Origin of the sequence: Pseudomonas sp. I2 (assembly GCF_040984075.1) — a bacterium.
Taxonomy (GTDB): domain Bacteria; phylum Pseudomonadota; class Gammaproteobacteria; order Pseudomonadales; family Pseudomonadaceae; genus Aquipseudomonas; species Aquipseudomonas guariconensis_B.
The window spans coordinates 208,502-231,379 of record NZ_JBCGFQ010000001.1; the positions used below are offsets into that span (position 1 = coordinate 208,502).

Genomic DNA, 22,878 nt, shown 5'->3' on the forward strand with positions numbered 1-22,878 from the left:
ATGGGCTGGCCACAAAGGCATGTCATACCGTGCCAGGTGTCTCGGCACTCTCACGGCTCGGCTTGCCTGCCCTGCCTGGATTACGGGCGGCACGTCGCAGTTCGCCATAGGCGCTGGGCAGGTGCACATCGGGGTTCGGCATGCCGCTGGGGGATAGCTCATGGGTCATCTCGAACTGGGCACGTACCGACCAGCCACAGGCTTCGTTGATGCATTGCAGGTAGGCGACCCTGAGAAAGACGTGCCGCCCTTCGCTGGTTCGAATGTGCATTCGGCTGTTGCAATGAGGGCAGACCAGCTTGTAGCTACTCACATCGACCTCCTGCCGGACATCCGGGACGCCATGAGGCTGCCTGGTGATGTCGAGCAGTCCCGCTCCCGTACGTCCATTACCCAGGCCGACTCTTGTAGGCCAATTCTGCAATTCTCGTAGGCATGCGCCCATGCAAATGTGGGATTTTTCGTCGCTATCATATTGCGTACCATTCGAAGCTGAGTGGGATCCTGCCAATATATTCAAATCGAGTATTCATTTCCTACGCATCTTATCAGGGCTCGCTACGGATATTCATAATGAGTAATAAATGCCTTCCTGCAATCCTGGGCCGCTTGAAGCTCATGACGGGGTCCAGCACCGACGCAGAGCTTGCCAAGGCCCTCGACGTGAGCCCGCAGACATTGAGCAGTTGGAAAGTACGCGAGCGCATTCCCTATGCGTTATGCATAGACCTGGCGCTGGCACACGGGCTTTCCCTCGACTGGCTGTTGCTGGGCGAAGGTGCCCAGGCCCGCACGCCAGCCGCCCCCTCGGATGCCACCACAGCGCCAGGCTGGGAGCCGGACCTGATGAGGCAGTTGCAGGGCCTGTCGCCCGGCGACCTGCAGGCCATCCGCGCCAACGTCGAGGACAAGTTGCGCCTCTACCAATTGGAGCAACGTGTGGACGAGCTGAGCAACCGCCTGGCCGGACGATAGGGCTACCCTCCCCGTCGCCAGCGCTGGACGATGTCCTTGAGATCGGCCGCATCCAGCCAGAACATGACCTTGATGCTGATCGGGATCACCACCACCGCCGCGACGAAGGCCGCGACGCCGCTGGATAAAAAAGGCACCAGCGACAGCATCAGCGGCGTGAAGAGATAGCCCACGCCCGCAGACAAGAGCAGCGTCACCATCCGCTGCCATACCTTCAATGGCCTGCGCGAGCCGATCACGACCCAGGCCTTGAGCCTGCGCCGTGAGCTGCTGACCAGCCAGGCGCCAAGCAGTGCGCCGAACACGGCCTGGCTGTCGAACCCCAGTGCCTCGCCACTGACCTGGCTCTGCCGCCAAGCCAACGCGGCAGCCTCCACGACCTCATGCATACGGCACCTCACACTGCCTGCTGTTGATCGCCGGCCTGGCATGGCGGACCAGTGCACGTCGGGTAGCGGCTTCCACCAGGCGCAGGTAGCAGATCGACAGTGCCCGGCCATGGGCATGCCCCGAGACGTCGGCAAGGCGCCGGTAGCCGCGCTCGCGCAAGCAGCGCCGCCAGGTGGCGAACTCCCGGGCAGCGATATCGACCCCCTCCCACGCGGCGAGCTCCAGTTGCGTATCGCTGACATGCCCTGGCAGTTGCAGCCGTTGGCGCAGCGCCTGCAACTCGATACGTGGCCAGAAAGGGTCGTGGCACGCCAGGTAGCGCCGCCCGGGCAGCGTCGGCTCATCGTGCATCGGGGAGTGTGAAACACAGTTCATCAGGATGGCCCCCATCACTGGTCCTGCAACATGCCGTAGCGGATCGCCTTGATCACCGCGGCGATGCGCGTATTCACCGCGAACTTGCGCAGCACGTTGCCGATATGGAAGTTCACGGTCGACTCCTTGCAGCCGAGGATCTGGCCGATTTCCCAGGATGTCTTGCCATAGGCACACCAGAGCAGTACCTGGCTTTCCCGGCGGGTAAGCGGGACGGGTGGCTCGTGATCGGGGTCAGGTTTGCAGGGGATTGTGGAATGCATGGGAACGCTCTCTTTGCACAGTCGAAACGGGCCCGCAGGGCCGTTCACAGTTGATGTGCATGCACCTTACGAAGCCGCTGCGGCCCCGCTCCAGCAGCGCACCTTGTAAAGCGGCGCGCTACAAAAACGTCATACCTGCGGCCCCCGGATCTTCACCCGGCTGCCGGACGTGCTCTGAGCGGCCTTTCGCGCGTCTGACCTCCATTGCCTGCCGCCCCTTCTACCTGGAGTCGTACGATGCGCCCCGTTTCACCTGTCACTTGTGCTTTCGGCCTGTTGGTCAGCAGCGCCGCCACACCGACAATGGCTGCGGCGCCGGTGGAACTCGGCCAGGTACTGATCGAAGACCAGCGACAGGGCGAGCTGGAGGCCGCGGCGCAACGCCTGCACGAGGTGCCGGGGGCGAGCAATCTGGTCGACATGCAGCAGGTAGGCCAGGGCCGCGTCGCCAGCAACCAGGACGTGCTGGCCTACCAGCCCGGGGTGTTCGCCCAGTCGGCAGGCAACGACGGCATCAAGCTGTCGATCCGCGGCTCGGGCATCAATCGCGCTCCCGGCGCCCACGGCTCCGGGGTCTACACGATGTTCGACGGCCTGCCCCTGACCGGTCCTGGTGGCACGCCCTACGAGCTGTTCGAGCCGCTGTGGCTCAGCCGTGCCGAAGTGCTGCGCGGCGCCAATGGTTTCGACCAGGGCGCCCTGGCCCTGGGTGGCGCGATCAACTACGTGACCCATACCGGCTACGATGCCGCGCCGCTGCAACTGCGCTATGAAGTCGGCAGCCGGGGCTACCAGCACCGGCACATCAGCTCCGGCCAGGTGCTGGGCGACCTCGACTACTACGTGGCCCTGACCGACGCGGAATACGACGGCTACCAAGAGCACAGCAGCGGCAGCGCCAAAGGCATCGCCGCCAACGTCGGCTACCGGTTCAATCCGAACCTCGAGACGCGCTTCTACCTGCGCTACCGGGAAACCGAGAACGAACTGGCCGGGCGCCTGACCAAGCAGCAGATCAAACATCACCCCCGCGATGCCAACCCAGCCTACCTGGCCCGCGACGACAGCCGCCCGCAACCGGGCAGCACCTGGGTGGGCAACAAGACCACCTTCTACCTGGACGACGATGCTCGCCTGGAAACCGGGCTGGTCTATCACGACTACCCGATGGACCTGCGCGAAGGCCCGATGCGGCTGAAGGTCGCCTATACCGATGTCAGTGGGACACTGAACTATTTGCGCCGCGACACCTTGTGGGGCCACGAGAGCAAGACCACCGTCGGTTGGCGCACCACCAAGCACCTGCCCAACAGCGGTGCCTCGCAGTTCGCGCGCAATCGTGACGTCATCGGTGAGCGCACCCGCGACTTCAGCTACCAAGGCTCGGACACGGTGCTGCACGTGGGCAATGACCTGGAGCTGGTTCCCAACCTGTGGCTGACCACAGGCCTGGCGATGATCTATACCCGCCGTGAAAGCGATGTCACCTACCCTACCGCAGGCGGCAAGGTCAGCCAGCATGACTGGGACTACGCACCGCGCCTGGGGCTACGCTACGACGTCACCCCGAACGTGCAGGTCTATGGCAACCTGAGCCGTTCGGTGGAGCCGCCACATCCGTGGTCGCTGATCTGGAGTGCGCCCGCCGTGAGCGGTGGGCAGATCCAGCCCATCGAAATGCAGAACCAGACCGCCACCACGCTGGAGCTGGGCGGCCGGGGCGATGCCGCCTTCGGCCGCTGGGAGCTGGCCTGGTACTACTCGCAAGTGCGCCATGAACTGCTGGCGGTGGAGATCGTGCCCGGCACCCCAGCGGCCGAGTTCAACGCCAGCGCCACCGTGCACCAGGGTGTCGAGGCCAGCCTGGACAGCACGCTCTGGGAACGCCCCGGCACGGGAAGGCTGGCCTTGCGCCAGGCCTACACCTTCAGCGATTTCCACTACCGCGACGACGACACGTTCGGCGACAACCGCCTGCCCGGCATTCCCATGCACTACTACCAGGCCGAGCTGCGCTACGACTGGCCGAGTGGTTTCTACGCCGGGCTCAATACCCAGATGGCCTCGAAGGTCCAGGTCGACTATGCCAACAGCTACCCTGCCGACGCCTATGCCCTGCTCGGTGCGCGCCTGGGCTGGAACTCGCCGAAGCAGGACTGGCAGACCTGGCTGGACCTGCGCAACCTGACCAACAAGCGGTATGCAGCGACGGTGACGCCGGGGTACGACGATGGCGGACGGGACATTGCTCGCTCGACGCCGGGGGAAGGGTTCGGGGTGTATGCAGGGGTCTCGTACAGCTTCCGCTAGGCCGATCCTGGGGTCGCTTCGCAGCGCTCAAGAAGGCAACTGCACCTGCGGCTTCGTATCGGCGAAGATCGCCCAGCTGGAGATGAACAACGCGGCGATCAGCGGACCGATGACGAAGCCGTTGAGCCCGAACACCGCCAGGCCGCCGAGGGTGGAGACCAGGATCAGGTAGTCGGGCATCCGGGTGTCCTTGCCCACCAGGATCGGCCGCAGCAGATTGTCCACCAGGCCGATCACCAGCACGCCGAAGGCGGTCAGCACCACGCCCTGCCAGATCGCTCCGGTGAGCAGGAAGTACAGCGCCACCGGCGCCCAGACGATCCCCGCCCCCACCGCCGGCAGCAATGACAGGAACGCCATCAGCACGGCCCAGACCAGCGCGCTGGGGATGCCCAGCACCCAGAAGATGAAGCCGCCCAAGGCGCCCTGGGTGATGGCCACCAGCAGGTTGCCCTTCACCGTGGCGCGCACCACCCGGTTGAATTTCAGTTGCAGGCGGCGCTTCTGCTGCTCCGGCAGGGGGACGGCCAGACGGACCCTGCGCGCCAGGTCCGCGCCTTCGCGCAGGAAGAAGAACAGCAGGTAGAGCATGATGCCGAAGCTCACCAGGAAGTCGAAGGTCCCCTGGCCGAAGCTGAAGGCCTGGCTGGCGAGGAACTGGCTGCCCTGGGTCGCCCACTTGCTGATCTTGTCGCGCAGGCCGTCCAGGTTGCCCAGGCCCATGTGGTCCAGGCCGTTCTGGGCGAAGGCCGGGAGCATGTCCTTGCCCCGTTCGAGGTAGCCGGCGATGTCCAGTTGCCCGCTTTCGATGCGTTGGTAGAGCGCGGCGCCTTCCTGCACCAGCAAGGTGCTGATGACGATCACCGGCAGGATGGCGATCAGCAGGCAGATCAGCAGGCTGATGGCGGCGGCCAGGTTGCGTCGCCGGCCGACACGCACCAGCAGGCTACGTTGCAACGGCGCGAACAGGATGCCGAGGATCACCGCCCAGAAGATCGCCCCGTAGTACGGCAGCAGGATCCACGCGAAAGCGACGCTCACCAGCGTCAGGAGCACGGCCAGGGCCTTGTTCTGCAAAGCGGTAGGGTTCATGGAGGTTCCTCGACTGTCCTGGACATTAGTGCGCAGGGCATCGGCAAAAGTGCCATCGCCGGCCGCTTGATCCAGGTCAATGCCGCAACGCGGCGCTGGCCTTAGCATCCGCGCCTTTTGCCCCGGTGCGCACATGACCTCACTCGCCAAGCCCGAACTGCTGGCTCCCGCCGGCACCCTCAAGACCCTGCGCTACGCCTTCGCCTATGGGGCCGACGCGGTCTACGCCGGCCAGCCGCGCTACAGCCTGCGGGTGCGCAACAATGAGTTCGACCACGCCAACCTGGCCCTGGGCATCCAGGAGGCCCATACCCTGGGCAAGCGCTTCTACGTGGTGGTGAACATCGCCCCGCACAACGCCAAGCTCAAGACCTTCCTCAAGGACTTGACACCGGTGGTCGAGATGGAGCCGGACGCGCTGATCATGTCCGACCCCGGGCTGATCATGCTGGTGCGCGAGCACTTCCCGCAGATGCCCATCCACCTGTCGGTGCAGGCCAACACGGTGAACTGGGCCAGTGTCGAGTTCTGGAAGCGCCTGGGCCTGGGCCGGGTGATCCTGTCGCGCGAGCTGTCGCTGGAGGAAATCGAAGAGATCCGCCAGCAGGTTCCGGACATGGAACTGGAAGTGTTCGTCCATGGCGCCCTGTGCATGGCCTATTCCGGGCGCTGTCTGCTGTCTGGCTACCTGAACCGCCGCGACGCCAACCAGGGCACCTGCACCAATGCCTGCCGCTGGAAATACCAGGCCACCGAGGCCACGCAGGACATCACCGGGGACATCGTCCGCGAGGTCGAACCGACCCTGGGTATCGGTGCCCCGACCGACCAGGTGTTCCTGCTCCAGGAGGGCAACCGTCCTGGCGAGGCGATGCCTGCCTTCGAGGACGAGCACGGCACCTACATCATGAACGCCAAGGACCTGCGCGCCATCCAGCATGTGGAGCGCCTGACCCACATGGGCGTGCACTCGTTGAAGATCGAAGGCCGGACCAAGTCGCACTTCTATTGCGCCCGTGCCGTGCAGGCCTACCGCCAGGCGATCGACGACGCCGTGGCGGGGCGCCCGTTCGACCGTAGCCTGATGGACAACCTCGAGTCCCTGGCCCAGCGCGGCTACACCGAAGGCTTCCTGCGGCGCCACGTGCACGACGAGTACCAGAACTACCAGCGCGGCAACTCGGTGTCCGAGCGCCAGCAGTTCGTCGGCGAACTGACCGGCCGGCGGGTGGAAGGCCTGGCGGAAGTCCAGGTGAAGAACCGCTTCGCCGTGGGCGACCACCTGGAGCTGATGACCCCGCGGGGCAACTACCACTTCGACCTGCATCGCCTGCACGGTCGCCAGCAGCAGGCGATCCAGGTGGCACCTGGCGATGGTCATGTGGTCTACCTGCCGATCCCCGAGCAGGTGCCGCTGGACTACGGCCTGCTGATACGCGACCTGGAAGGCGACGACACGGCTGCCTGACAGACTTGTCATGTCCACGTCACCTGGCTGACAGGCGCTGACAGCGAGGATACAGTGGCCTGATCCGCCTGAGCGCCCGCTTTTCCAAAGGAGTTTCACCATCATGCTGCGCAAACACCTGGTCACCCTCGGCCTGCTGGCCTTTACCGGCCTGGCCCAGGCCGCCGAGACCATCGACGTCTACCGCGACCCCAACTGCGGTTGCTGCAAGCTGTGGATCAGCCACCTGCGCGACAACGGCTTCACCGTCAACGACCATGTCGAGCCGAACATGAGCGCGGTCAAGCAGCGCCTGGGCGTCGCGCCACGCCTGGCCTCCTGCCACACCGGCGTGATCGACGGCAAGTTCATCGAGGGCCACGTGCCGGCCGAACAGGTGCGCTTGCTGGCCCGCCGCGACGACCTCAAGGGCCTCGCCGTGCCGGGCATGCCCATGGGCTCGCCGGGCATGGAGATGGGTGACCACAAGGATCCCTACCAGGTCATCGGCCTGACCCACGACGGCAAGGACGAAGTGGTGGCCACCTATTGATGCTCAGCCTCTGGGCGCTGTTTCTCAGCGCCTTCGGCGCCGCCACCCTGCTGCCACTGCAATCCGAGGCGGTGCTGGTGGGGCTGTTGCTGCGCCAGCCCGAGGCCCTGGCCACCCTGCTGCTGGTCGCCACCTTGGGCAACGTGCTGGGCTCGATCGTCAACTGGATGCTGGGCAGGGCCATCGAGCACCTGCGTGACCGTCGTTGGTTCCCCTTCAGCGCCACTCAGCTGGAGCGTGCGCAGCAGCGTTACCAGCGCTGGGGCCAGTGGTCGCTGCTGTTGAGCTGGATGCCGGTGATCGGCGATCCGCTGACCCTGATCGCCGGGATCATGCGCGAACCCTTCTGGCGCTTCGTGCTGCTGGTCACCCTGGCCAAGGGTGGGCGTTACCTGGTACTGGCCATGGTCACCCTGGGCTGGCTGCAAGGCCAGTGACACCTTGGCTGTTTCTGATGGTCAAGACTGCTACAGTCGCCTATTCCTACATGGCCCTACACGGAGTGCCCCCATGCTGCGCGCAACCGCCCTGGCCTTGGCCTGCCTCGTTGGCAGCACGGCCATCGCCGCCGAATCGCCCACCTATGGTAAGCAGCTCGAAGGCTTCGCCTACCCTCACCCGCTCGAGCATTTCGACTTCAGGTCCCAGGGCCAGCCCCTGCAGATGGGCTACATGGACGTGCCGGCCAAGGGCAAGGCCAATGGCCGCAGCGTGGTGCTGATGCACGGCAAGAACTTCTGCGCCGCCACCTGGGAAACCACCATCGATGCCCTGAGCCAGGCCGGCTACCGGGTCATCGCCGCGGACCAGGTGGGCTTCTGCAGCGCCAGCAAGCCTGCGCACTACCAGTACAGCTTCCAGCAGTTGGCGCGCACAATACCCATGCACTGCTCGAACACCTGGGGGTGAAGCAGGCCATCGTCCTCGGGCATTCCACCGGCGGCATGCTCGCCACCCGCTACGCCCTGATGTACCCGCAACAGGTCGAGCGCCTGGCCCTGGTCAACCCCATCGGCCTGGAGGACTGGAAGGCCCTGGGCGTGCCCTACCGCACTGTCGATCAGTGGTACGAACGCGAGTTGCAGCTCAATGCCGAAGGTGTCCGCAACTACGAGCGCAACACCTACTACGCCGGGCGCTGGAAGCCAGAGTACGAGCGCTGGGTGCAGATGCTGGTGGGCCTGAACAAGGGCCCGGGGCATGAAGCCGTGGCGTGGAACTCGGCACTGATCTACGACATGATCTTCACCCAGCCGGTGTACCACGAGTTCAAGGACCTGCAGATGCCGACCCTGCTGCTGATCGGCGACCAGGACACCACGGCCATCGGCAGCGACATCGCCCCGCCCGAGGTCAAGGCGCGCCTGGGCAGGTACAAGGAACTGGGGCCGCGGGTCGCCGGGCTGATTCCCCAAGGCCAGCTGGTGACCTTCGAAGGCCTGGGGCATGCACCGCAGATCGAGGAACCCGAGCGTTTCCACCAGGCGCTGATCGGCTGGTTGCAGCGGTAGGCGTGTGGTGCGGGAACATACAGGCGATGGGCTGCAACGCAGCCCCAATGTCGCATGACTGAGGGGCATTGGCCCCTCGCCATCACTTCCAGACCAGCGCCTCGCTCCAGCCCAGTTCGGCGAAATCATCCGCCCGCAGGTCGGCTTCCTCTTCCAGGAAGAACTCATCCAGCTGCGGCGGGCGGACCGACGTGTCGCTGAGCATCGCATGCACCTGCCCACGGTGGTGGATCTGGTGCTCGAACACGTGCGCCAGCACACGCAGGCGCGGCTCACGCTGCAGACGGTCCGGGCGCACGATGCTCACGTAGCGGTGCAACTGGTCATCGCGCAATTGCTGGCAATAGGCGATCAGCCGATGGTCGGCCTGGGCCTGCTCGGCATACAGGTCGGCGCAGGTGGCGAACGGCTGCTCGGGCTCGAAGAAGCGCTCACCATCCGGGTCCGGCGCCTCGCCGCGCTGCTCGCACTCCAGCGCGTGCAGGTAGAACCAGTCTACCGTCAGCAGGTGGTTGAGGGTGGCCTTGATCGAGGGAAAGAAGCTGCAACGCGGGGCGACGAACTCGTCCTGGGTCAGTTGCAGGCAAGCCTTGTACAGGCGGTGGTTGGCCCAGCCGTTGTTGTAGGCCTGGGTCAGCAGATGATGCGACAGCGGCTCCATGGTCGGCTCCTTCAGGCGAAGCGTTGCAGTTGCATCTCCCGTAGTCGGCTCAGGGTCCGTTGGTACGGGAACGCCAGATACCCTTGAGTGTAGAGCGCTTCGAGCGGGACTTCGGCCTCCAGGTACAGGGCGACCCGACGGTCGTAGCATTCGTCGACCAGGGCGATGAAGCGCCGCACGCTGTCATCCTTGGGCGCCAGCGTCGGCAGCTCGCGGTCGCCCGCCTCGACTCGCCGGGCACCATCCTCGGTGCCCCGGGCGATGCGCCCGGCCCGCTGCGTGCCGCCCAGGGCCGGGATACCGTCCACCAGGATCGCCGCGAAGCGGTCGCACAAGGCCATGAACTCCATGGCCGCCAGAGGTTGTTCGCACAAGTCGGCGAAGCGGCACCAGATCGCCTGCGCGCTGCGTCGCACCACACGGACTTGCCGGGAGCCGACCTGCAAGGGCTGGTCGGTCCCCGCATCGGTCGGACTGAGTTGCTGGAACACCGCCTGCAGGGCACCGGGCTGGCCGGGTTCGGCGACCCAGTAGCGCTGGCGGAGCGCACCGGGGTGCAAACGGTGGTCCTGCTCGCCGGCCACGGCCAGCACGCGCATGTGCCGCTCGATGGCGGCGATCGCCGGGAGAAAGCGCTCGCGGTTGAAGCCGTCGCGGTACAGCTGGTGTGGGGGTTGGTTGGAGGTGGCGACGATCACCACGCCCTGGTCGAACAGCACCTGGAACAGACGCCCCAGGATGATCGCATCGCCGATATCGCTGACGAACAGCTCGTCGAAGCACAGCACGCGGATCTGCCCGGCCAGTTCCCGGGCCAGCGCCTGCAACGGGTCGGCGGTGCCGTTGAGCTGGAACAGCCGCTGGTGGACCCAGGCCATGAAATGGTGGAAGTGCTGGCGCCGCGCCGCGACTTGCAGGCAGCGGTGAAACTGGTCCATGAGCCAGGTCTTGCCACGCCCGACCGGGCCCCAGAGGTAGACTCCCTGGGTGGATTCACCCCGGGTCAACGCCTCGAAGCAGGCCTGGAGCGCGTCCACTGCCAAGGCCTGGGCGGCATCGGGGACGAAACCCTGCGCATCGAGAGCCTGCTGGTAGAGGGTTCGGGGGTCGAGTGGCATGCCGTTGCACCCTGGGCAAAAGCGCCATGGTACGACATCCCGCCGGGTTCTGGCTGACAGGTGCCCCGGCCATTGCGTTGGCCAGGATGATCGCCGGGGGCCCAGCAATGACGAATCAGCCCTCCCTCAACCCTACCTTGAGCAGCGCCCCATCCGTGGCATCGGTCAGCACGTACAAGTAACCATCCGGCCCCACCCGCACGTCGCGGATACGCGCCTTGAGCTCGCCCAGCAAGCGTTCTTCATGAACGATCTTGTCGCCATCGAGCTGCAACCGGATCAGTTCCTGGCTCACCAGCGCGCCAATGAACAGGTTGTGGTCCCAGGCCCTGAAGGTCGGGCGGTCGTAGAACGCCATGCCACTGATGCCCGGCGACTTCTCCCAGACATGGTGCGGGTCCGTCATGCCCTCCACGTGCTTGCCCTTGGCCTCGGGGATCGGCAGCAGCGAATAGTTGATGCCGTGGGTGGCGATCGGCCAGCCATAGTTCTTGCCCGCGTGCGGAATGTTGATCTCGTCGCCGCCCCGCGGGCCATGCTCATGGGTCCAGAGCTCGCCCGTCCAGGGGTTGAGCGCTGCGCCCTGCTGGTTGCGGTGGCCGTACGACCAGATCTCGGAGCGTACGTTGGCCTGGCCGGCGAAGGGATTGTCCTTGGGTACTTCGCCGTCGGGCAGGATGCGTACGACCTTGCCCTGCAGCTTGTCCAGGTCCTGGGCGGTCGGGCGCTGGTTGTTTTCGCCCAGGGCGATGAACAGGTAGCCGTCGCGGTCGAACACCAGGCGCGAACCGAAATGATTGCCGTCGGACAGCTTGGGCTGCTGGCGGAAGATCACCGTGAAGTTCTCCAGACGCGCCAGGTCCTGGGACAACTGGCCGCGGCCAACTGCGGTGCCAGCCTTGCCATCGGCGCCTTCCTCGGCGTAGGACAGGTAGACGGTGCGGTCCTGGGCGAATTCCGGCGACAGCACCACGTCGAGCAAGCCACCCTGCCCTACGGCCCAGACCTTGGGCACACCCGCGAGGGGCGGGCCGACCTTGCCCTCGCGGCTGACGACCCGCAGGTTGCCCTGGCGTTCGGTGACCAGCATGTGCTGGCCATCGGGGAGAAAGGCCAGTGCCCAGGGGTTGCGCAGGCCGTCGGCGACGGTGCTGACGGTCAACTGCCCCTCCTCGCTGGGAAACTGCTGTTCGGCAGCGGCCTGGGCCAGCAGGGGCATCAGGGCGGCGACGGCCAGGGTGGTCAACCAGGTGCGTGGCGTCATGCGGGGGCTCCTTCCGGTGGGGCTTACGGCGCGCGTTGGCTGTCGCGCGGTGGCCGGGTGGGTTCCAGGTTGGGGGTCTGCTGTTCGCGGCGCAGGTTCTCGCCATTGCCGATGCCGCGGTTGTCCAGGGTCGGCGGGCGGGGGTTGGGCTGGGTCGATGGCCCACGCACCGGTGGCGTAGCCGGTACGCTGCCCTGGCGGCTGTTGGGGTTGGCGCGCTGGATCGGGCTGTTGTACGGGTTGTTCCTGTCAGCGGCGAGGAACAGCGGTTGCGGGAGTGGCGCAGCCGGCAGCGGCAGGCTCAGCAACAGGCCGATGGCCAGGCACGGTAATGTGGGATTCATGCTTCACCCCCTGTACGAAAAAGCGCGCTCAAGCGTTGGATAGCCTAAGGCGCTACAGGTTCGCGGCAAAAGTGCGAATGCGGATAGAGATGATTCGTGATGTTTCAGTATGGGCCCGAGAGGTCGCTTCACGCTCCATTCGCGACACAAGGCCGCCCCCACAGAAATAGCGCCGAACTTGAGGCTGTGGGAACGGGCTTGCCTGCGATTAGGCCCTGGGGGCTCACTCGTCGCTATCTACCTTGTGCCGAGCCGCATACAGGCACAGCATCTCCATGGCCAGCGTCGCCCCGGCCAGGGCGGTGATGTCGGCGTGGTCGTAGGCCGGCGCCACTTCCACCAGGTCCATGCCCACCAGGTTGATGCCCCGCAGGCCCCCCAGGATCTCCAGCGCCTGCACGGTGCTCAGGCCACCGCAGACCGGCGTGCCGGTGCCTGGCGCATAGGCTGGGTCCAGGCAGTCGATATCGAAGGTCAGGTACACCGGCCGCTCGCCAACCCGCTGGCGAATCGCCGCGACCACCGCCTCGGTACCCTGACGATGGACCTGGCGAGCGTCGAGGATGGCGAAACCCTGGCTGTCGTCGTTGGTGGTACGCAGGCCGATCTGCACCGAACTGGCCGGGTCCACCAGCCCCTCGCGGGCGGCGTGCCAGAACATGGTGCCGTGGTCGATGCGCTTGTCCTCCTCGTCCGGCCAGGTGTCACTGTGCGCATCGAAGTGGATCAGTGCCAGCGGCCCGTGGCGCCTGGCATGGGCCTTGAGCAGCGGGTAGCTGATGAAGTGGTCGCCACCGAAGGTGAGCATGGCGCAACCGGCCTCCAGGATACGCGAGGCATGCGCCTCGATGCTGTCGGGTACCGACTCGGGCCTGCCACTGTCGAAGGCGCAGTCGCCATAGTCGATCACCGCCAGGTGGTCGAACGGGTCGAACGCCCAGGGCCAGTGCCGCTCCCAGGCCTGCTGTACCGAGGCGGCACGGATCGCCCGCGGCCCGAAACGCGCCCCGGGGCGGTTGCTGGTGGCGGTGTCGAAGGGGACACCGCTCACCACCACATCGACCCCGCGCAGGTCGCGGCTATAGCGGCGCCGGGAAAAACTGGTGATACCGGCGTAGGTGCTTTCCGCGACGGTGCCGTAGAGGCTGTCACGGGTCATGGCCTGGTCGTTGTTCTGGGCGTGTTCCACGGTTGGGCTCCTGGTTGTCGTCATTGTTCACTGGCGGCTGCGAAACGCCGTCCACAGGCGATTGCGCTGGCGCAGGTCGGACAGCGCCATGCTGCGATCGCCATACAGGCGCTGGCGTACCTCGCTGGGCGGATAGATATCCGGGTCGTTGCGTACGGCATCGTCCACCAGGGGCGTGGCGGCCTGGTTGGCGTTGGCGAAGAACAGCGTGTTGGTCAGCTCGGCCACCGATTCGGGGCGCAGCATGAAGGCGATGAGCGCGCGGGCAGCCTCCGGGTGCGGGGCATCCTTGGGAATGGCCAGGTTGTCCTGCCAGACCAGGGTGCCCTCCCGGGGGATCCGGTAGATCAGCTCGAACCCCTTGCCGGCACGACGCGCCTGGTCGGCCGCCATGGCGGCATCGCCATTGTAGGTGAGCGCCAGGCATACGCTGCCGTTGGCCAGGTCATTGATCTGCCGGCCGTTGGCCACGTAGCTGACCGAGGGTTGCAACTGGCGAAGCAGCGCCTGGGCCGCGTCGAGGTCCGCCTTTTCCTGGCTATAGGGGTCCTTGCCCAAGTAATGGAGGGCCAGGCCGATCACCTCCTGGGGCGAATCGGGCATGGCGATGCCACAGTCCTTGAGCCGGCTGGCGTTTTCGGGCTTGAACAGCAGGTCGAGGCTGTCCAGCGGCACCTCGTCGCCCAGGCGCTGGCGCACGGCCTCGACATTCACCCCCAGGCCGAGGGTGCCCCAGGTGTAGGGCAGCGCATAGAGGTTGCCGGGGTCGACCTCGGCCAGCTTGGCCAGCAGGTCCGGGTCGAGGTTGGCGTAGCCCGGCATGGCCTGTGCCTGCAGCGGCTGCAAGGCGTTGGCCTGGAGCGCCCGGGCCAGCACGGTGGACGACGGTACCACCACGTCATAGCCGCTGCCGCCGGTCAGCAGCTTGGTTTCCAGCACCTCGGTGGTGTCGAAGGTGTCGTAGCGCACCTTGTAGCCACTCTCCTGCTCGAAGCGCTGGAGGGTCTGCGGGGCCACGTAGTCAGCCCAGCTGTACAGGTTGACGACCTTCTCTTCGGCCTGCAGCGGCAGGGCCAGAACCAGGGACAACAGGCATAACGAACGGCGCATGGTGGACACCTCGGCAATGGGTGGATGCCGACAGCATGCCAGTCGCGCTACATTGCAAGAATCGCAAGTTTGCAAAGCTGACATTCATCAGGAGCAATGTGATGCTCGGACAATTGCAAGACCCGGACCTGCACCTGCTGCGGCTGTTCGTCACTGTAGTCGAGGCCGGTGGCTTCAGTGCCGCCCAAGGTGTGCTGGGCTTGAGCCAGCCGAGCATCAGCCAGCAGATGGCGCGCCTGGAGACGCGCCTGGGCTATCGCTTGTGCAGCCGTGGCAAGAGTGGCTTTCGCCTGACCGAGAAGGGCGAGCGTTTGCTCGAGGCGACCCGTGGGCTGCTGGTACAGATCGAGCAGTTCCGCCAGCAGGCCAATGGCGTGGCCGGGCGGCTGCTGGGCACGCTGCGTATCGGCATGGCGGAGAACCAGGACAAGGTCATCACCCTGCGCCTGGCCGAGGCCATCGGGCGTTTTCGTCAGCGCGAGGAGTCGGTGCAGTTGGAGCTGATCAGCGCGCCGCCGGCGGAGCTTGAGCGCCTGCTGCTGGAGCAGCGCCTGGATTACGCCATCAGCTACTTTTCCGGCAACCAGGCGGCCTTCGACTACCAGCCGCTGTTCGAGGAAACCCAGCGCCTGTACTGCGGCAGGCAGCATCCGCTGTTCACCCAGGGGCAGGTGGACCGCCAGGCCCTGCTCGAGGCCGACCAGGTGCGCCACTCCTACCGCCTTCTCAAGGGTGGCGAACCCTTCATGAGCCAGCGCAGTTCGGCGCAGGCCGAGCAAATCGACAGCGTGCTGACCTTCATCCTGTCTGGCCGGCACATCGGCTACCTGCCCTGCCACTGCGCCGGGCCTTGGGAGGCGCAGGGGGCGTTGCGGGTGCTGGATCCGTCCCTGGATTTCGTCGTGCCTTTTACCCTCGCCCGTCACCGTGGCCGGGTGCCGGGTGAAGCGCAACAGGCGTTTGCCGAGGATTTGCTGGCAGCGTTCGCCTGTGCAGCGTAGTTGGGGCGGCTTTGCAGCCCATCGCCGGCAAGCCCCACAGAGACCGCGCTGCACTTGAGGTCAGCGCCGAACCTGTAGGAGCGAGCTGGCCCTAAGTACCTGCACTCAGTAGGCCAGGCTCCAGGTCAGGGTGTAGGTGCGCCCGCGCCCCTGGTAGTCATAGAGGTAGGCCGGCCCATAGGTCGGCGAATAGAACAGGGTCGCACGCTGCCCCCAGACGGTGCTGTACTGCTTGTCCAGCAGGTTCTGGATGCCCGCGCTGAACGTGCCGAAGCCAGTGTCCTGGCTGGCCAGCAGGTCGAAGGTCGTGTAGCCGTCGATCTCGTGGTCGGCATCGTCCTCGAGGGTGAAGGCATGGTTGGCCTGCAGGCGCGCGCTACGCCCCTCGCCCTTCCAGCCGACGAAGGCGGTGGACTTGGACAGCGACGCATAGCGGGCATCGCGCTTGATCCAGTCGCCATCGGCATCCTCTTCCTCCGACCGCACCAGGTGCAGCGTGCCACCGGCCTCCCAGCCGCTCTGGAAGTGGCGGGTCAAGGCGCCTTCGAAACCGAAGTCGCGGCTCTTCTTGTCATCCACATCGATGGCCAGGGTCTGGGCATCGAAGTTGATGACCTTGTCCGACCAGATGTAGTACAGCGCCGCCTGGGCATCCCAGTCCAGGTCCCCATAGCGCCAACCCAGCTCGACCTGGCGGCTCTTGATGCCCGCCAGCGGGTTGTCGGCCACGCTCAAGCCCGGCTTGCCGTAGTACTTGGCTGGGTCAGGCAGGTCAAAGCCCTCGCCATAGTTGGCCCACACCTGGTGGCCGTTCTTGAAGTCATAGATGGCACCGAGGTTGTACAGGTTGACCTGGTAGTCGTTGCTGCCACCAGGCACGTTCTTGAAGTCGCTGACATCCACATCCATCTGTTGGCGGCGCGCACCGCCGGAAAGGGTCAGGTTGTCGGTGGCATGCCAGTCCAGCTGGGCGTAGAGCGAGACGCCGTCCACCCGGTAGCTGGGATAGCGCGGCGCCTTGCTGGCCTTGTCCAGGTCGAGGCCACCGCTCTCGGACGACGTTTGCGCATCGAACGTGGTCTGCTCGGCGTTGAAGCGCTCGCGGTCCAGGTCGACGCCATAGGTCAGCTTGAGCGTGTCCCACTGCTTGGCGAACAATGCCTTCAGGCTGCTGACCTCGAAGTTCTGCTGCGAGGCGGCGAAGTACACGCCACGCGATCCTGCCGGCGTGCCGGGGTTGTAGTAAGGGAACGGGTAGAAGTTGTCGTCTTCCTTGCGATACGAGGCCTGCAGGTAGAAGTCCTGGCCCAGCACATCGGTGTGGTGGTAGTTGGCGTTGAGCAGCAGGCGCCGGGTGCGCGGCTCGAGGTCCGAGGAATAGCCGCTGCGCAGTTCGGCATCCTCCAGGTCCGACGGCGCGTTGTGGTTCAGGTGCGGGAAATAGATGCCCGTGCTGCCGTGGTTGCCGGAATCGTAGTACTGGGCCAACAGGTCCAGGCTCTGTTCCTCGGTGAAGGTCAGGCCCAGGGTGCCGAGCACGTCGATGGTGCGGTTGTACTGCAGGTCGGTCTGGGTGTTGTCGATGAAGATCTGGTCGCCGCCGCCATCGTAGAAGGCCTCGTTCTGCTCCCCGGAAATCCCCAGGCGGGCGTTGACTCGGTCGTTGCCACCACTGATGGACTGTGCGACGCGGGTGGCCAGGTCGTCACTGTTGTTGAAACCGCTGCTGGCACCGAGCTGGGTCTCGAAACGCAGCGGACCCGGTTCGCCCTTCTTGGTGACGATGTTGATGATGCCGCCGGTGGCGCCGCCGCCATAAATGGCGCTGGCGCCGGAGAGCACCTCGACGCGCTCGACGTTGAACGGCGAAATGCTGTCGAACTGGCGCGACAGGCCACGGGAGCTGTTCTGGCTGACCCCGTCGATCATCACCAGCACGTTGCGTCCGCGCATGTTCTGGCCATAGTTGGTGCGCCCTTCCGGTGCCAGGTCTAGGCCCGGCACCAGCTTGCCGATGGCCTCCTTGAGGCTTACGCCGCTGTCGATCTGCTCGCGCAGCTGCTGCTGGTCGACCACCCAGACGGTACCGGGGATCTCGCTGATCGCCGTGCTGGTGCGCGAGGCCACGCTGACTTCGATGGGCTTGAGGCTGACGCTCTGCGGAGCGGCCTCGGCCTTGCGCAGGGTTACCGTACGGGCGTCGCTGAACTGCCAGCTCATGCCACTGCCGGCGAGCAACTGCTGCAACGCCTGCTCGATGCTGTAGCTACCCCGCAGCGCCGGGCTGCGCAGGCCGGCCACGTCGCTGGTGGTGTACAGCAGGTGCAGGCCCGCCTGGTCGGCGAAGCGGGTGAGCGCCTGGTCCAGGGATTGCGCTGGCAGGTTCAACTGGACCTGGCGAGCCTGCACCTGGGCATCGGCGGGCGCCGTCGCGGCCAACGCCTGCATGGGCCCAGCCAGGATGGCCAGTGCGCTGCAGGACAACAGGACAGGGTTGAAGCGGCCGCCGCGGCGGTGCAGGAGCTTGAGCGTAGCCTTCACGAATGAGCTTCCAGACAAGTCGTAAATGAGAATGGGTTGCTGATCAGTCCCACTACGACGTTCCAGCGCTCACGAACTTGCAGTCCGAAAGGCAAAAAAACTCAAACTTTTTTTCGCTCAGTGAACCACTGCCAACCACGGCAGGTAGGTGACCTTCAGCGCATAGCGCTGCTCCAGGGTGCGCAGCAAGGCCTGCGGGTCGTCCAGGTCGAACACGCCGCTGACCTCGAGCGCTGCCAGTTGGGTGTCGGGCAGCAGGATCCGCCCGTGCTGGTAGCGCTCCAGTTCGGCAAGCACCTGCCCCAAGGGCTTGCCATTGAAGATCAGCTTGCCACGCTGCCAGGCGGTCTGGGCCTGGGCATCCGGCGACACCGGCAGCGTCCTGCCGCCTACCGTAGCCTCGCCCTGAGCGAGCACCACGCGGCTGCCGCTGGCCTCGCGCCGCACGCTGAACACCGCTTCGCCACCCTGTACGGGCGCACCTGCCGTCTCGACCACGAACGGGCGAGGGTCAGGCGCCGTTTCGAACAACGCCTCGCCCGCTTCCAGCAGCACCCGGCGTTCACGCTCGTTGAACGCCACGGACAGCGCGCTGGCGCTGTTGAGGGTCACTCGCGAACCATCGGCCAGGGTGATGCTCTGCCGCTGGCCAATGCCGGTATGGTAGTCGGCCAGCCACACCGGCGCCTGCTGCCACCCGGTGTAGCCGGCCAAGGCCAGCACCACCGAAGCGGCGATACCGGCAAGCCAGCGGCGCTTGCGTGGTGCCGGGGCGGCTTCGAAAACCTGCGCACTCACCGTGTGGCCGATATCCAGCCACAGCGCCTCGGCCTCCCTGGCCGCTTCGGCATGGGCCGGGCTCAGTCGGCACCAGCGCTGGTAGCGCGAGCGGTCGGCGGCGCTGGCGTTGCCCGAATGCAGCAATACCTGCCAGTCGAGGGCATCGTCGGACAGGTCGCTGAGCGGTTGCGGCGTGGGCATGGTGAGGGCGTCAGTCATGGTTGTGTTTGAGCCAGTCGCGGCAATGGCGCAACGCCTGGCCGATGTATTTTGCCACCATGCTCTCGGAAACGCCCAGCCGTTGTGCGATCTGCGCCTGGGTCAGGCCCTCGACGCGATTGAGCAGCAAGGCCTGGCGGGCATTGCTGGACAACTGCAGCAGGGCTTCGTCGAGCATCTGCAGGCGCTCGCTGGCCAGCAGCACGGCTTCCGGTGCCGGTGCTGGGCACGGCACCTCACCTGCGTCGTCGCTGCCCTCATGATTGGCCGCCAGGCGCTGTTCGCGTCGCAGAGCATCGATCGCCAGGTTGCCGGCGACCCGGAAGATGAAGCTGCGCGCATGCAGCACGGGGACGGCCTGCGCCTCGATCTTCACCAGCTTGAGGTAGGTCTCCTGGGCCACGTCGGCGGCACGCTGCCGGTCGCTCATGCGCCGGGTGAGAAACTGCAACAGGTCGTCGTAGTGCTCCTGGAAACTCGCCAGCAGACCAGACGCGGGAGACGTCAGCATGGAAGATGGATGGGCCAGTAAGAGAGATTATCGGACGTTAATGAGAAACAGTATCTTTCATAAGGCCCGGTACTTTCAACGCCGCCGTGCATTTGCCACACTGCCAACTCGCTTTCAACGCCAAGGCCCGCCTCCATGACTGCCCGCCCTGCCCGTTTCTGGCTGATCCTGCTGCTTGCCTGCGCCCTCAATGCCTGCGCCCTGTTCCAGCCCCGCGACCCGCTGAACATCAGCGTGATCGGCATCGAGCCGCTGCCGGGGCAGGAGCTGGAAATGCGCATGGCGGTGAAGATTCGCGTGCAGAACCCCAACGAAACGCCCGTCGACTTCAATGGCATCGCCCTCAACCTGGAGGTCAATGGCCAACCCCTGGCCGCTGGTGTCAGCGACCAGCAAGGGCACATCGGCCGCTACGACGAGGCCGTGATCGTGGTGCCGGTTAGCATCACCGCATTCGCCGTGCTGCGCCAGGCCTATGGCCTGAGCCGACTGGATTCGTTGCAGGGGCTACCTTACGTATTGCGCGGCAAGCTGGCCGGCGGCCCGCTGGGCACCGTGCGCTTCACCGACAAAGGCAAGCTCGACCTGCCGGAGGCTGGCTTGGCCAGGTAAGGCTACGGCGGGAAAGCGTTGCGGCGACCTTGCGTCCGCGCTCCTGCCCTGCCTATCGGCCGCTATCAACGATTGGCGCTGGCAGCCGCCATCATCTTGTTGACTTCGCTACGCACCATGTTGGCGTATTCGGGTGGCGACAGGGCGTCCAGTTCGGCGCGCACCCATTCGGCCCACTTGCCTTTGCGCCGGGGCTTCTCGGCGATCAAGCGGCCGGCCTCGCCCTTGGCCTTGCCGAGATTGTTTTGCCAGAGCTCGAACAGCCGAGCTTTCTCCGCCTCGATCTGCGCCCGTTCCTCGAAGCTTCTGTTGGCCAGATTGAAACTCATGGGATTACCTGCAACGTGAAAATGGACGCTATCTTACACCGTAGCGGCCGGTGGCCGGTACGCCGCTGCAACTTTCCCGAGGCACCGTTATCCATTGCTCTGACAACCCAGCGACGAGGACGTGTTATGGCCAGGAAAACCACTGCGCAAGCCGACAGCGAACAGATCAAGGACCAGGTGTTCAGCGAACTGCAGGCACTGATCGAGGAGTCCGAGCGGCTGCTCAACGACAGCGCCTCGCTGGTGGGCGAGGAAGCCGACACCCTGCGTGCCCAGATCAGCCTGAAGCTGCGCCAGGCCCAGCAGGCGACGAGCAAGCTGCGCGACAAGGCGCAACCGGTGGTGGAGGCCACCGAGGACTATATCGGCGGCCATCCGTGGCAGACCGTCGCGATCAGTGCCGGGCTCGGCCTGGTGGTGGGCCTGCTGCTGGGACGGCGTCACTGATGTCCTAGGGGTCAGGCTGCCTGCAGTGGAACACCGCTGTGAAAGCGGAACTCCTGGTCAGGGGAGCGGATCAGTTCGGCTTCCGCTTCACGCACCTGCTCCACGACACGGGCGATGTCTGCCGCGTCTCCATACTGGTGGGCGAGCTTCAGGTAGCCCTGGTAGTGACGGGCTTCGCTTTTCAACAGACCGTGGTAGAAGGTACCCAACTCCTCGTCCAGGTGCGGCACCAGGGCGGCGAAGCGCTCGCAACTGCGGGCCTCGATGAAGGCACCGACCACCAGGGTATCGATCAGCTTGACCGGTTCGTGGGCGCGCACCAGACGCCGCAGGCCGGAAGCGTAGCGCCCCGCCGAGACCGGTCGTAGGGTGATGCCACGACGCTTCATCAGGCGCAGCACCTGCTCGTGGTGCACCAGTTCCTCACGGGCCAGGCGCGACATCATGTTGATCAGGTCAAGGTGGGTGTTGTACTTGGCGATCAGGCTCAAGGCCGTGCTGGCCGCCTTGAATTCGCAGTTCTTGTGATCGATCAACAGGGTTTCCTGGTCGGCGAGCGCTGCCTCGATCCAGGCATCAGGGGTACGGCAGCCCAGGAAGGCGTCGATTTCGGGAATCAGGGACATAAACTCACAGCTACACAGGCCAACGGCAGAACCGGCGATTATACCGGGGGCGGCGCCGATCGCCAGCAGCTATGCTTGATGCATGTCAAGCAGCACCGTGCGGGACGCCGACTATAGTCAGACATTGGCCGTCTTTTCCCAAGGGAGCCCTGCCCATGCAAGCCGTCCGCAGCATCCTCGTCGTTCTCGATCCCGAGCATGCCCATAGCCGGGCCCTGACCCGGGCCAAGCTCATTGCGGGTGTGACCGGTGCACGTCTGCACCTGCTGATGTGCGACAAGAAACAGGACCACAGTGCCCTGCTCAGCCTGCTCGCCAGCCAGTTGCATGACGACGGTTACGATAACGTCACCCAGGAACAGGCGTGGCATGACAGCCTGTACGAATCGATCATCACCGTACAGCAGGCCGAAGGTTGCGAACTGGTGATCAAGGAGCATCGTCCGGACAATCCGTTGCGCAAGGCCCTGCTGACGCCCGGCGACTGGAAACTGCTGCGCTATTGCCCGTGTGCGGTGCTGATGGTCAAGAGCGAGCGCCCCTGGACCGGTGGCGTGATCCTGGCGGCAGTGGATGTGGGCAACAACGATGAAGACCACCGCCGCTTGCATGCCAGCATCATCGACCACGGTCATGCCATCGCCACCCTGGCCAAGGGTGAGCTGCACGTGGCCACTGCTCATCCTTCTCCCATGCTGTCGGCGTCAGACCCGACCTACCAACTCTCGGAAACCATCGAGCAGCGTTACCGCGAAGCCTGCACGGCCTTCCAGGCCGAATATGGCATTGACGATGAACACCTGCATATCGCCGAAGGGCCAGCGGACGTGCTGATTCCCTATAGCGAGAAGGCACTGGATGCGGTGGTGACCATCATCGGTACCGTGGGCCGGACAGGCATTTCCGGTGCCTTGATCGGCAATACGTCGGAGGTGGTGCTCGACTCTCTGGAAGGGGATGTACTGGTCCTCAAGAGTGAAGAGGCGAGCGCACACCTGGCGGAGCTGGCTCGGGGGTGAGTGCCCTTTTGTCAGCCGGAATATCGCCATAGGGATGGCGCCGTCAACCCCAGCCAGACGCCAGAAAGACAAAACCCCTACCTGCTCGCGCAGATAGGGGTTTTGCGAAATGAATCTTGACGATGACCTACTCTCACATGGGGAAACCCCACACTACCATCGGCGATGCATCGTTTCACTGCTGAGTTCGG

24 protein-coding genes and 2 pseudogenes are annotated in these 22,878 nt (G+C 65.2%); 10 read left to right on the forward strand and 16 right to left on the reverse strand.

Annotated elements, in window-relative coordinates:
• Positions 1-22 precede the first annotated feature (22 nt).
• A complete protein-coding gene (locus WCE05_RS00945) occupies positions 23-313 on the reverse strand; it encodes an ogr/Delta-like zinc finger family protein (RefSeq protein ID WP_368815314.1) in 291 nt (96 codons plus the stop codon).
• A gap of 260 nt (positions 314-573) precedes the next feature.
• Between WCE05_RS00945 and WCE05_RS00950 the strand changes: the two genes are divergently transcribed.
• Positions 574-975: a helix-turn-helix domain-containing protein gene (locus WCE05_RS00950; protein WP_225788460.1), complete on the forward strand. Its 402-nt coding sequence runs from the start codon at positions 574-576 to the stop codon at positions 973-975.
• A gap of 2 nt (positions 976-977) precedes the next feature.
• Here the strand turns inward: WCE05_RS00950 and WCE05_RS00955 are convergent, their stop codons facing one another.
• Genes WCE05_RS00955 through WCE05_RS00965 form a run of 3 tightly spaced genes read right to left on the reverse strand, consistent with a single transcriptional unit; the run spans position 978 to position 2,003 of the window.
• Positions 978-1,364 (reverse strand): hypothetical protein, encoded by a 387-nt coding sequence (locus WCE05_RS00955; protein WP_225788461.1) that lies wholly within the window; start codon positions 1,362-1,364, stop codon positions 978-980.
• Positions 1,357-1,716, reverse strand: a complete 360-nt coding sequence (locus WCE05_RS00960) for a head completion/stabilization protein (protein ID WP_368815324.1) — start codon at positions 1,714-1,716, stop codon at positions 1,357-1,359. Before WCE05_RS00960 ends, WCE05_RS00955 begins: the two co-directional genes overlap by 8 nt.
• 38 nt (positions 1,717-1,754) lie before the next feature.
• The gene (locus tag WCE05_RS00965; protein ID WP_225788462.1) at positions 1,755-2,003 is read right to left on the reverse strand and encodes a helix-turn-helix domain-containing protein; all 249 of its coding nucleotides are present in this window, start codon (positions 2,001-2,003) and stop codon (positions 1,755-1,757) included.
• Positions 2,004-2,240: 237 nt separating this feature from the next.
• Between WCE05_RS00965 and WCE05_RS00970 the strand changes: the two genes are divergently transcribed.
• Positions 2,241-4,313, forward strand: coding sequence for a TonB-dependent receptor (locus WCE05_RS00970; RefSeq protein WP_225788463.1), 2,073 nt, complete (start codon positions 2,241-2,243; stop codon positions 4,311-4,313).
• A 27-nt stretch (positions 4,314-4,340) separates the two neighbouring features.
• Here WCE05_RS00970 and WCE05_RS00975 read toward each other — a convergent pair whose 3' ends face one another.
• Positions 4,341-5,405, reverse strand: a complete 1,065-nt coding sequence (locus WCE05_RS00975) for an AI-2E family transporter (RefSeq protein WP_225788464.1) — start codon at positions 5,403-5,405, stop codon at positions 4,341-4,343.
• A gap of 133 nt (positions 5,406-5,538) precedes the next feature.
• Between WCE05_RS00975 and yegQ the strand changes: the two genes are divergently transcribed.
• The 4 genes and pseudogenes from yegQ to WCE05_RS00995 form a co-directional block, all read left to right on the forward strand.
• On the forward strand, positions 5,539-6,873 hold the full coding sequence (yegQ, locus tag WCE05_RS00980) for a tRNA 5-hydroxyuridine modification protein YegQ (protein ID WP_368815315.1): 1,335 nt from the start codon (positions 5,539-5,541) through the stop codon (positions 6,871-6,873).
• Between the two features lie 103 nt (positions 6,874-6,976).
• Positions 6,977-7,405 carry a DUF411 domain-containing protein gene (locus tag WCE05_RS00985; RefSeq protein ID WP_225788466.1) on the forward strand — a complete coding sequence of 143 codons (429 nt, stop codon included), beginning with the start codon at positions 6,977-6,979 and terminating at the stop codon, positions 7,403-7,405.
• Positions 7,405-7,842 (forward strand): YqaA family protein, encoded by a 438-nt coding sequence (locus WCE05_RS00990; RefSeq protein ID WP_225788467.1) that lies wholly within the window; start codon positions 7,405-7,407, stop codon positions 7,840-7,842. Before WCE05_RS00985 ends, WCE05_RS00990 begins: the two co-directional genes overlap by 1 nt.
• A 291-nt stretch (positions 7,843-8,133) precedes the next feature.
• A pseudogene (locus WCE05_RS00995) lies at positions 8,134-8,916 on the forward strand (alpha/beta fold hydrolase); the annotation flags it as partial.
• An 82-nt stretch (positions 8,917-8,998) separates the two neighbouring features.
• On the opposite strand, the gene WCE05_RS01000 reads toward WCE05_RS00995, so the two are convergent.
• From WCE05_RS01000 to WCE05_RS01025, 6 genes are all read right to left on the reverse strand, one after another.
• Positions 8,999-9,577: a DinB family protein gene (locus WCE05_RS01000; RefSeq protein WP_225788469.1), complete on the reverse strand. Its 579-nt coding sequence runs from the start codon at positions 9,575-9,577 to the stop codon at positions 8,999-9,001.
• Between the two features lie 11 nt (positions 9,578-9,588).
• The gene (gene zapE, locus WCE05_RS01005; protein ID WP_253081358.1) at positions 9,589-10,695 is read right to left on the reverse strand and encodes a cell division protein ZapE; all 1,107 of its coding nucleotides are present in this window, start codon (positions 10,693-10,695) and stop codon (positions 9,589-9,591) included.
• 115 nt (positions 10,696-10,810) lie between these two features.
• Positions 10,811-11,959: a PQQ-dependent sugar dehydrogenase gene (locus WCE05_RS01010; RefSeq protein ID WP_225788471.1), complete on the reverse strand. Its 1,149-nt coding sequence runs from the start codon at positions 11,957-11,959 to the stop codon at positions 10,811-10,813.
• Positions 11,960-11,982: 23 nt separating this feature from the next.
• Positions 11,983-12,303 (reverse strand): hypothetical protein, encoded by a 321-nt coding sequence (locus tag WCE05_RS01015; protein ID WP_225788472.1) that lies wholly within the window; start codon positions 12,301-12,303, stop codon positions 11,983-11,985.
• Between the two features lie 223 nt (positions 12,304-12,526).
• Positions 12,527-13,492, reverse strand: a complete 966-nt coding sequence (gene speB, locus WCE05_RS01020) for an agmatinase (protein ID WP_253081356.1) — start codon at positions 13,490-13,492, stop codon at positions 12,527-12,529.
• 27 nt (positions 13,493-13,519) lie between these two features.
• Positions 13,520-14,602 carry an extracellular solute-binding protein gene (locus WCE05_RS01025; protein WP_368815316.1) on the reverse strand — a complete coding sequence of 361 codons (1,083 nt, stop codon included), beginning with the start codon at positions 14,600-14,602 and terminating at the stop codon, positions 13,520-13,522.
• Between the two features lie 101 nt (positions 14,603-14,703).
• On the opposite strand from WCE05_RS01025, the gene WCE05_RS01030 reads away from it, so the two are divergent.
• Entirely contained in the window at positions 14,704-15,603 is a 900-nt protein-coding gene (locus WCE05_RS01030) for a LysR family transcriptional regulator (protein ID WP_253081354.1), read from the forward strand.
• Between the two features lie 105 nt (positions 15,604-15,708).
• On the opposite strand, the gene WCE05_RS01035 is transcribed toward WCE05_RS01030, so the two are convergent.
• From WCE05_RS01035 to WCE05_RS01045, 3 genes and pseudogenes are all read right to left on the reverse strand, one after another.
• Entirely contained in the window at positions 15,709-18,144 is a 2,436-nt protein-coding gene (locus WCE05_RS01035; RefSeq protein ID WP_253091172.1) for a TonB-dependent receptor, read from the reverse strand.
• Positions 18,145-18,261: 117 nt separating this feature from the next.
• Positions 18,262-19,143, reverse strand: a complete 882-nt coding sequence (locus tag WCE05_RS01040; protein WP_225788477.1) for a FecR domain-containing protein — start codon at positions 19,141-19,143, stop codon at positions 18,262-18,264.
• A 7-nt stretch (positions 19,144-19,150) separates the two neighbouring features.
• A pseudogene (locus tag WCE05_RS01045) lies at positions 19,151-19,654 on the reverse strand (RNA polymerase sigma factor); the annotation flags it as partial.
• Positions 19,655-19,789: 135 nt separating this feature from the next.
• Here WCE05_RS01045 and WCE05_RS01050 point away from each other — a divergent pair.
• Complete coding sequence (locus tag WCE05_RS01050) at positions 19,790-20,266, forward strand: LEA type 2 family protein (RefSeq protein ID WP_225788478.1); 477 nt, start codon at positions 19,790-19,792, stop codon at positions 20,264-20,266.
• A 65-nt stretch (positions 20,267-20,331) separates the two neighbouring features.
• On the opposite strand, the gene WCE05_RS01055 is transcribed toward WCE05_RS01050, so the two are convergent.
• Positions 20,332-20,595 carry a hypothetical protein gene (locus tag WCE05_RS01055; protein ID WP_225788479.1) on the reverse strand — a complete coding sequence of 88 codons (264 nt, stop codon included), beginning with the start codon at positions 20,593-20,595 and terminating at the stop codon, positions 20,332-20,334.
• Between the two features lie 126 nt (positions 20,596-20,721).
• Between WCE05_RS01055 and WCE05_RS01060 the strand changes: the two genes are divergently transcribed.
• On the forward strand, positions 20,722-21,042 hold the full coding sequence (locus tag WCE05_RS01060) for a YqjD family protein (RefSeq protein ID WP_225788480.1): 321 nt from the start codon (positions 20,722-20,724) through the stop codon (positions 21,040-21,042).
• Positions 21,043-21,053: 11 nt separating this feature from the next.
• On the opposite strand, the gene WCE05_RS01065 is transcribed toward WCE05_RS01060, so the two are convergent.
• Positions 21,054-21,668: a tRNA-(ms[2]io[6]A)-hydroxylase gene (locus tag WCE05_RS01065; RefSeq protein ID WP_225788481.1), complete on the reverse strand. Its 615-nt coding sequence runs from the start codon at positions 21,666-21,668 to the stop codon at positions 21,054-21,056.
• Between the two features lie 155 nt (positions 21,669-21,823).
• Between WCE05_RS01065 and WCE05_RS01070 the strand changes: the two genes are divergently transcribed.
• Positions 21,824-22,687, forward strand: coding sequence for a universal stress protein (locus WCE05_RS01070; protein WP_368815317.1), 864 nt, complete (start codon positions 21,824-21,826; stop codon positions 22,685-22,687).
• Positions 22,688-22,878: the final 191 nt, after the last annotated feature.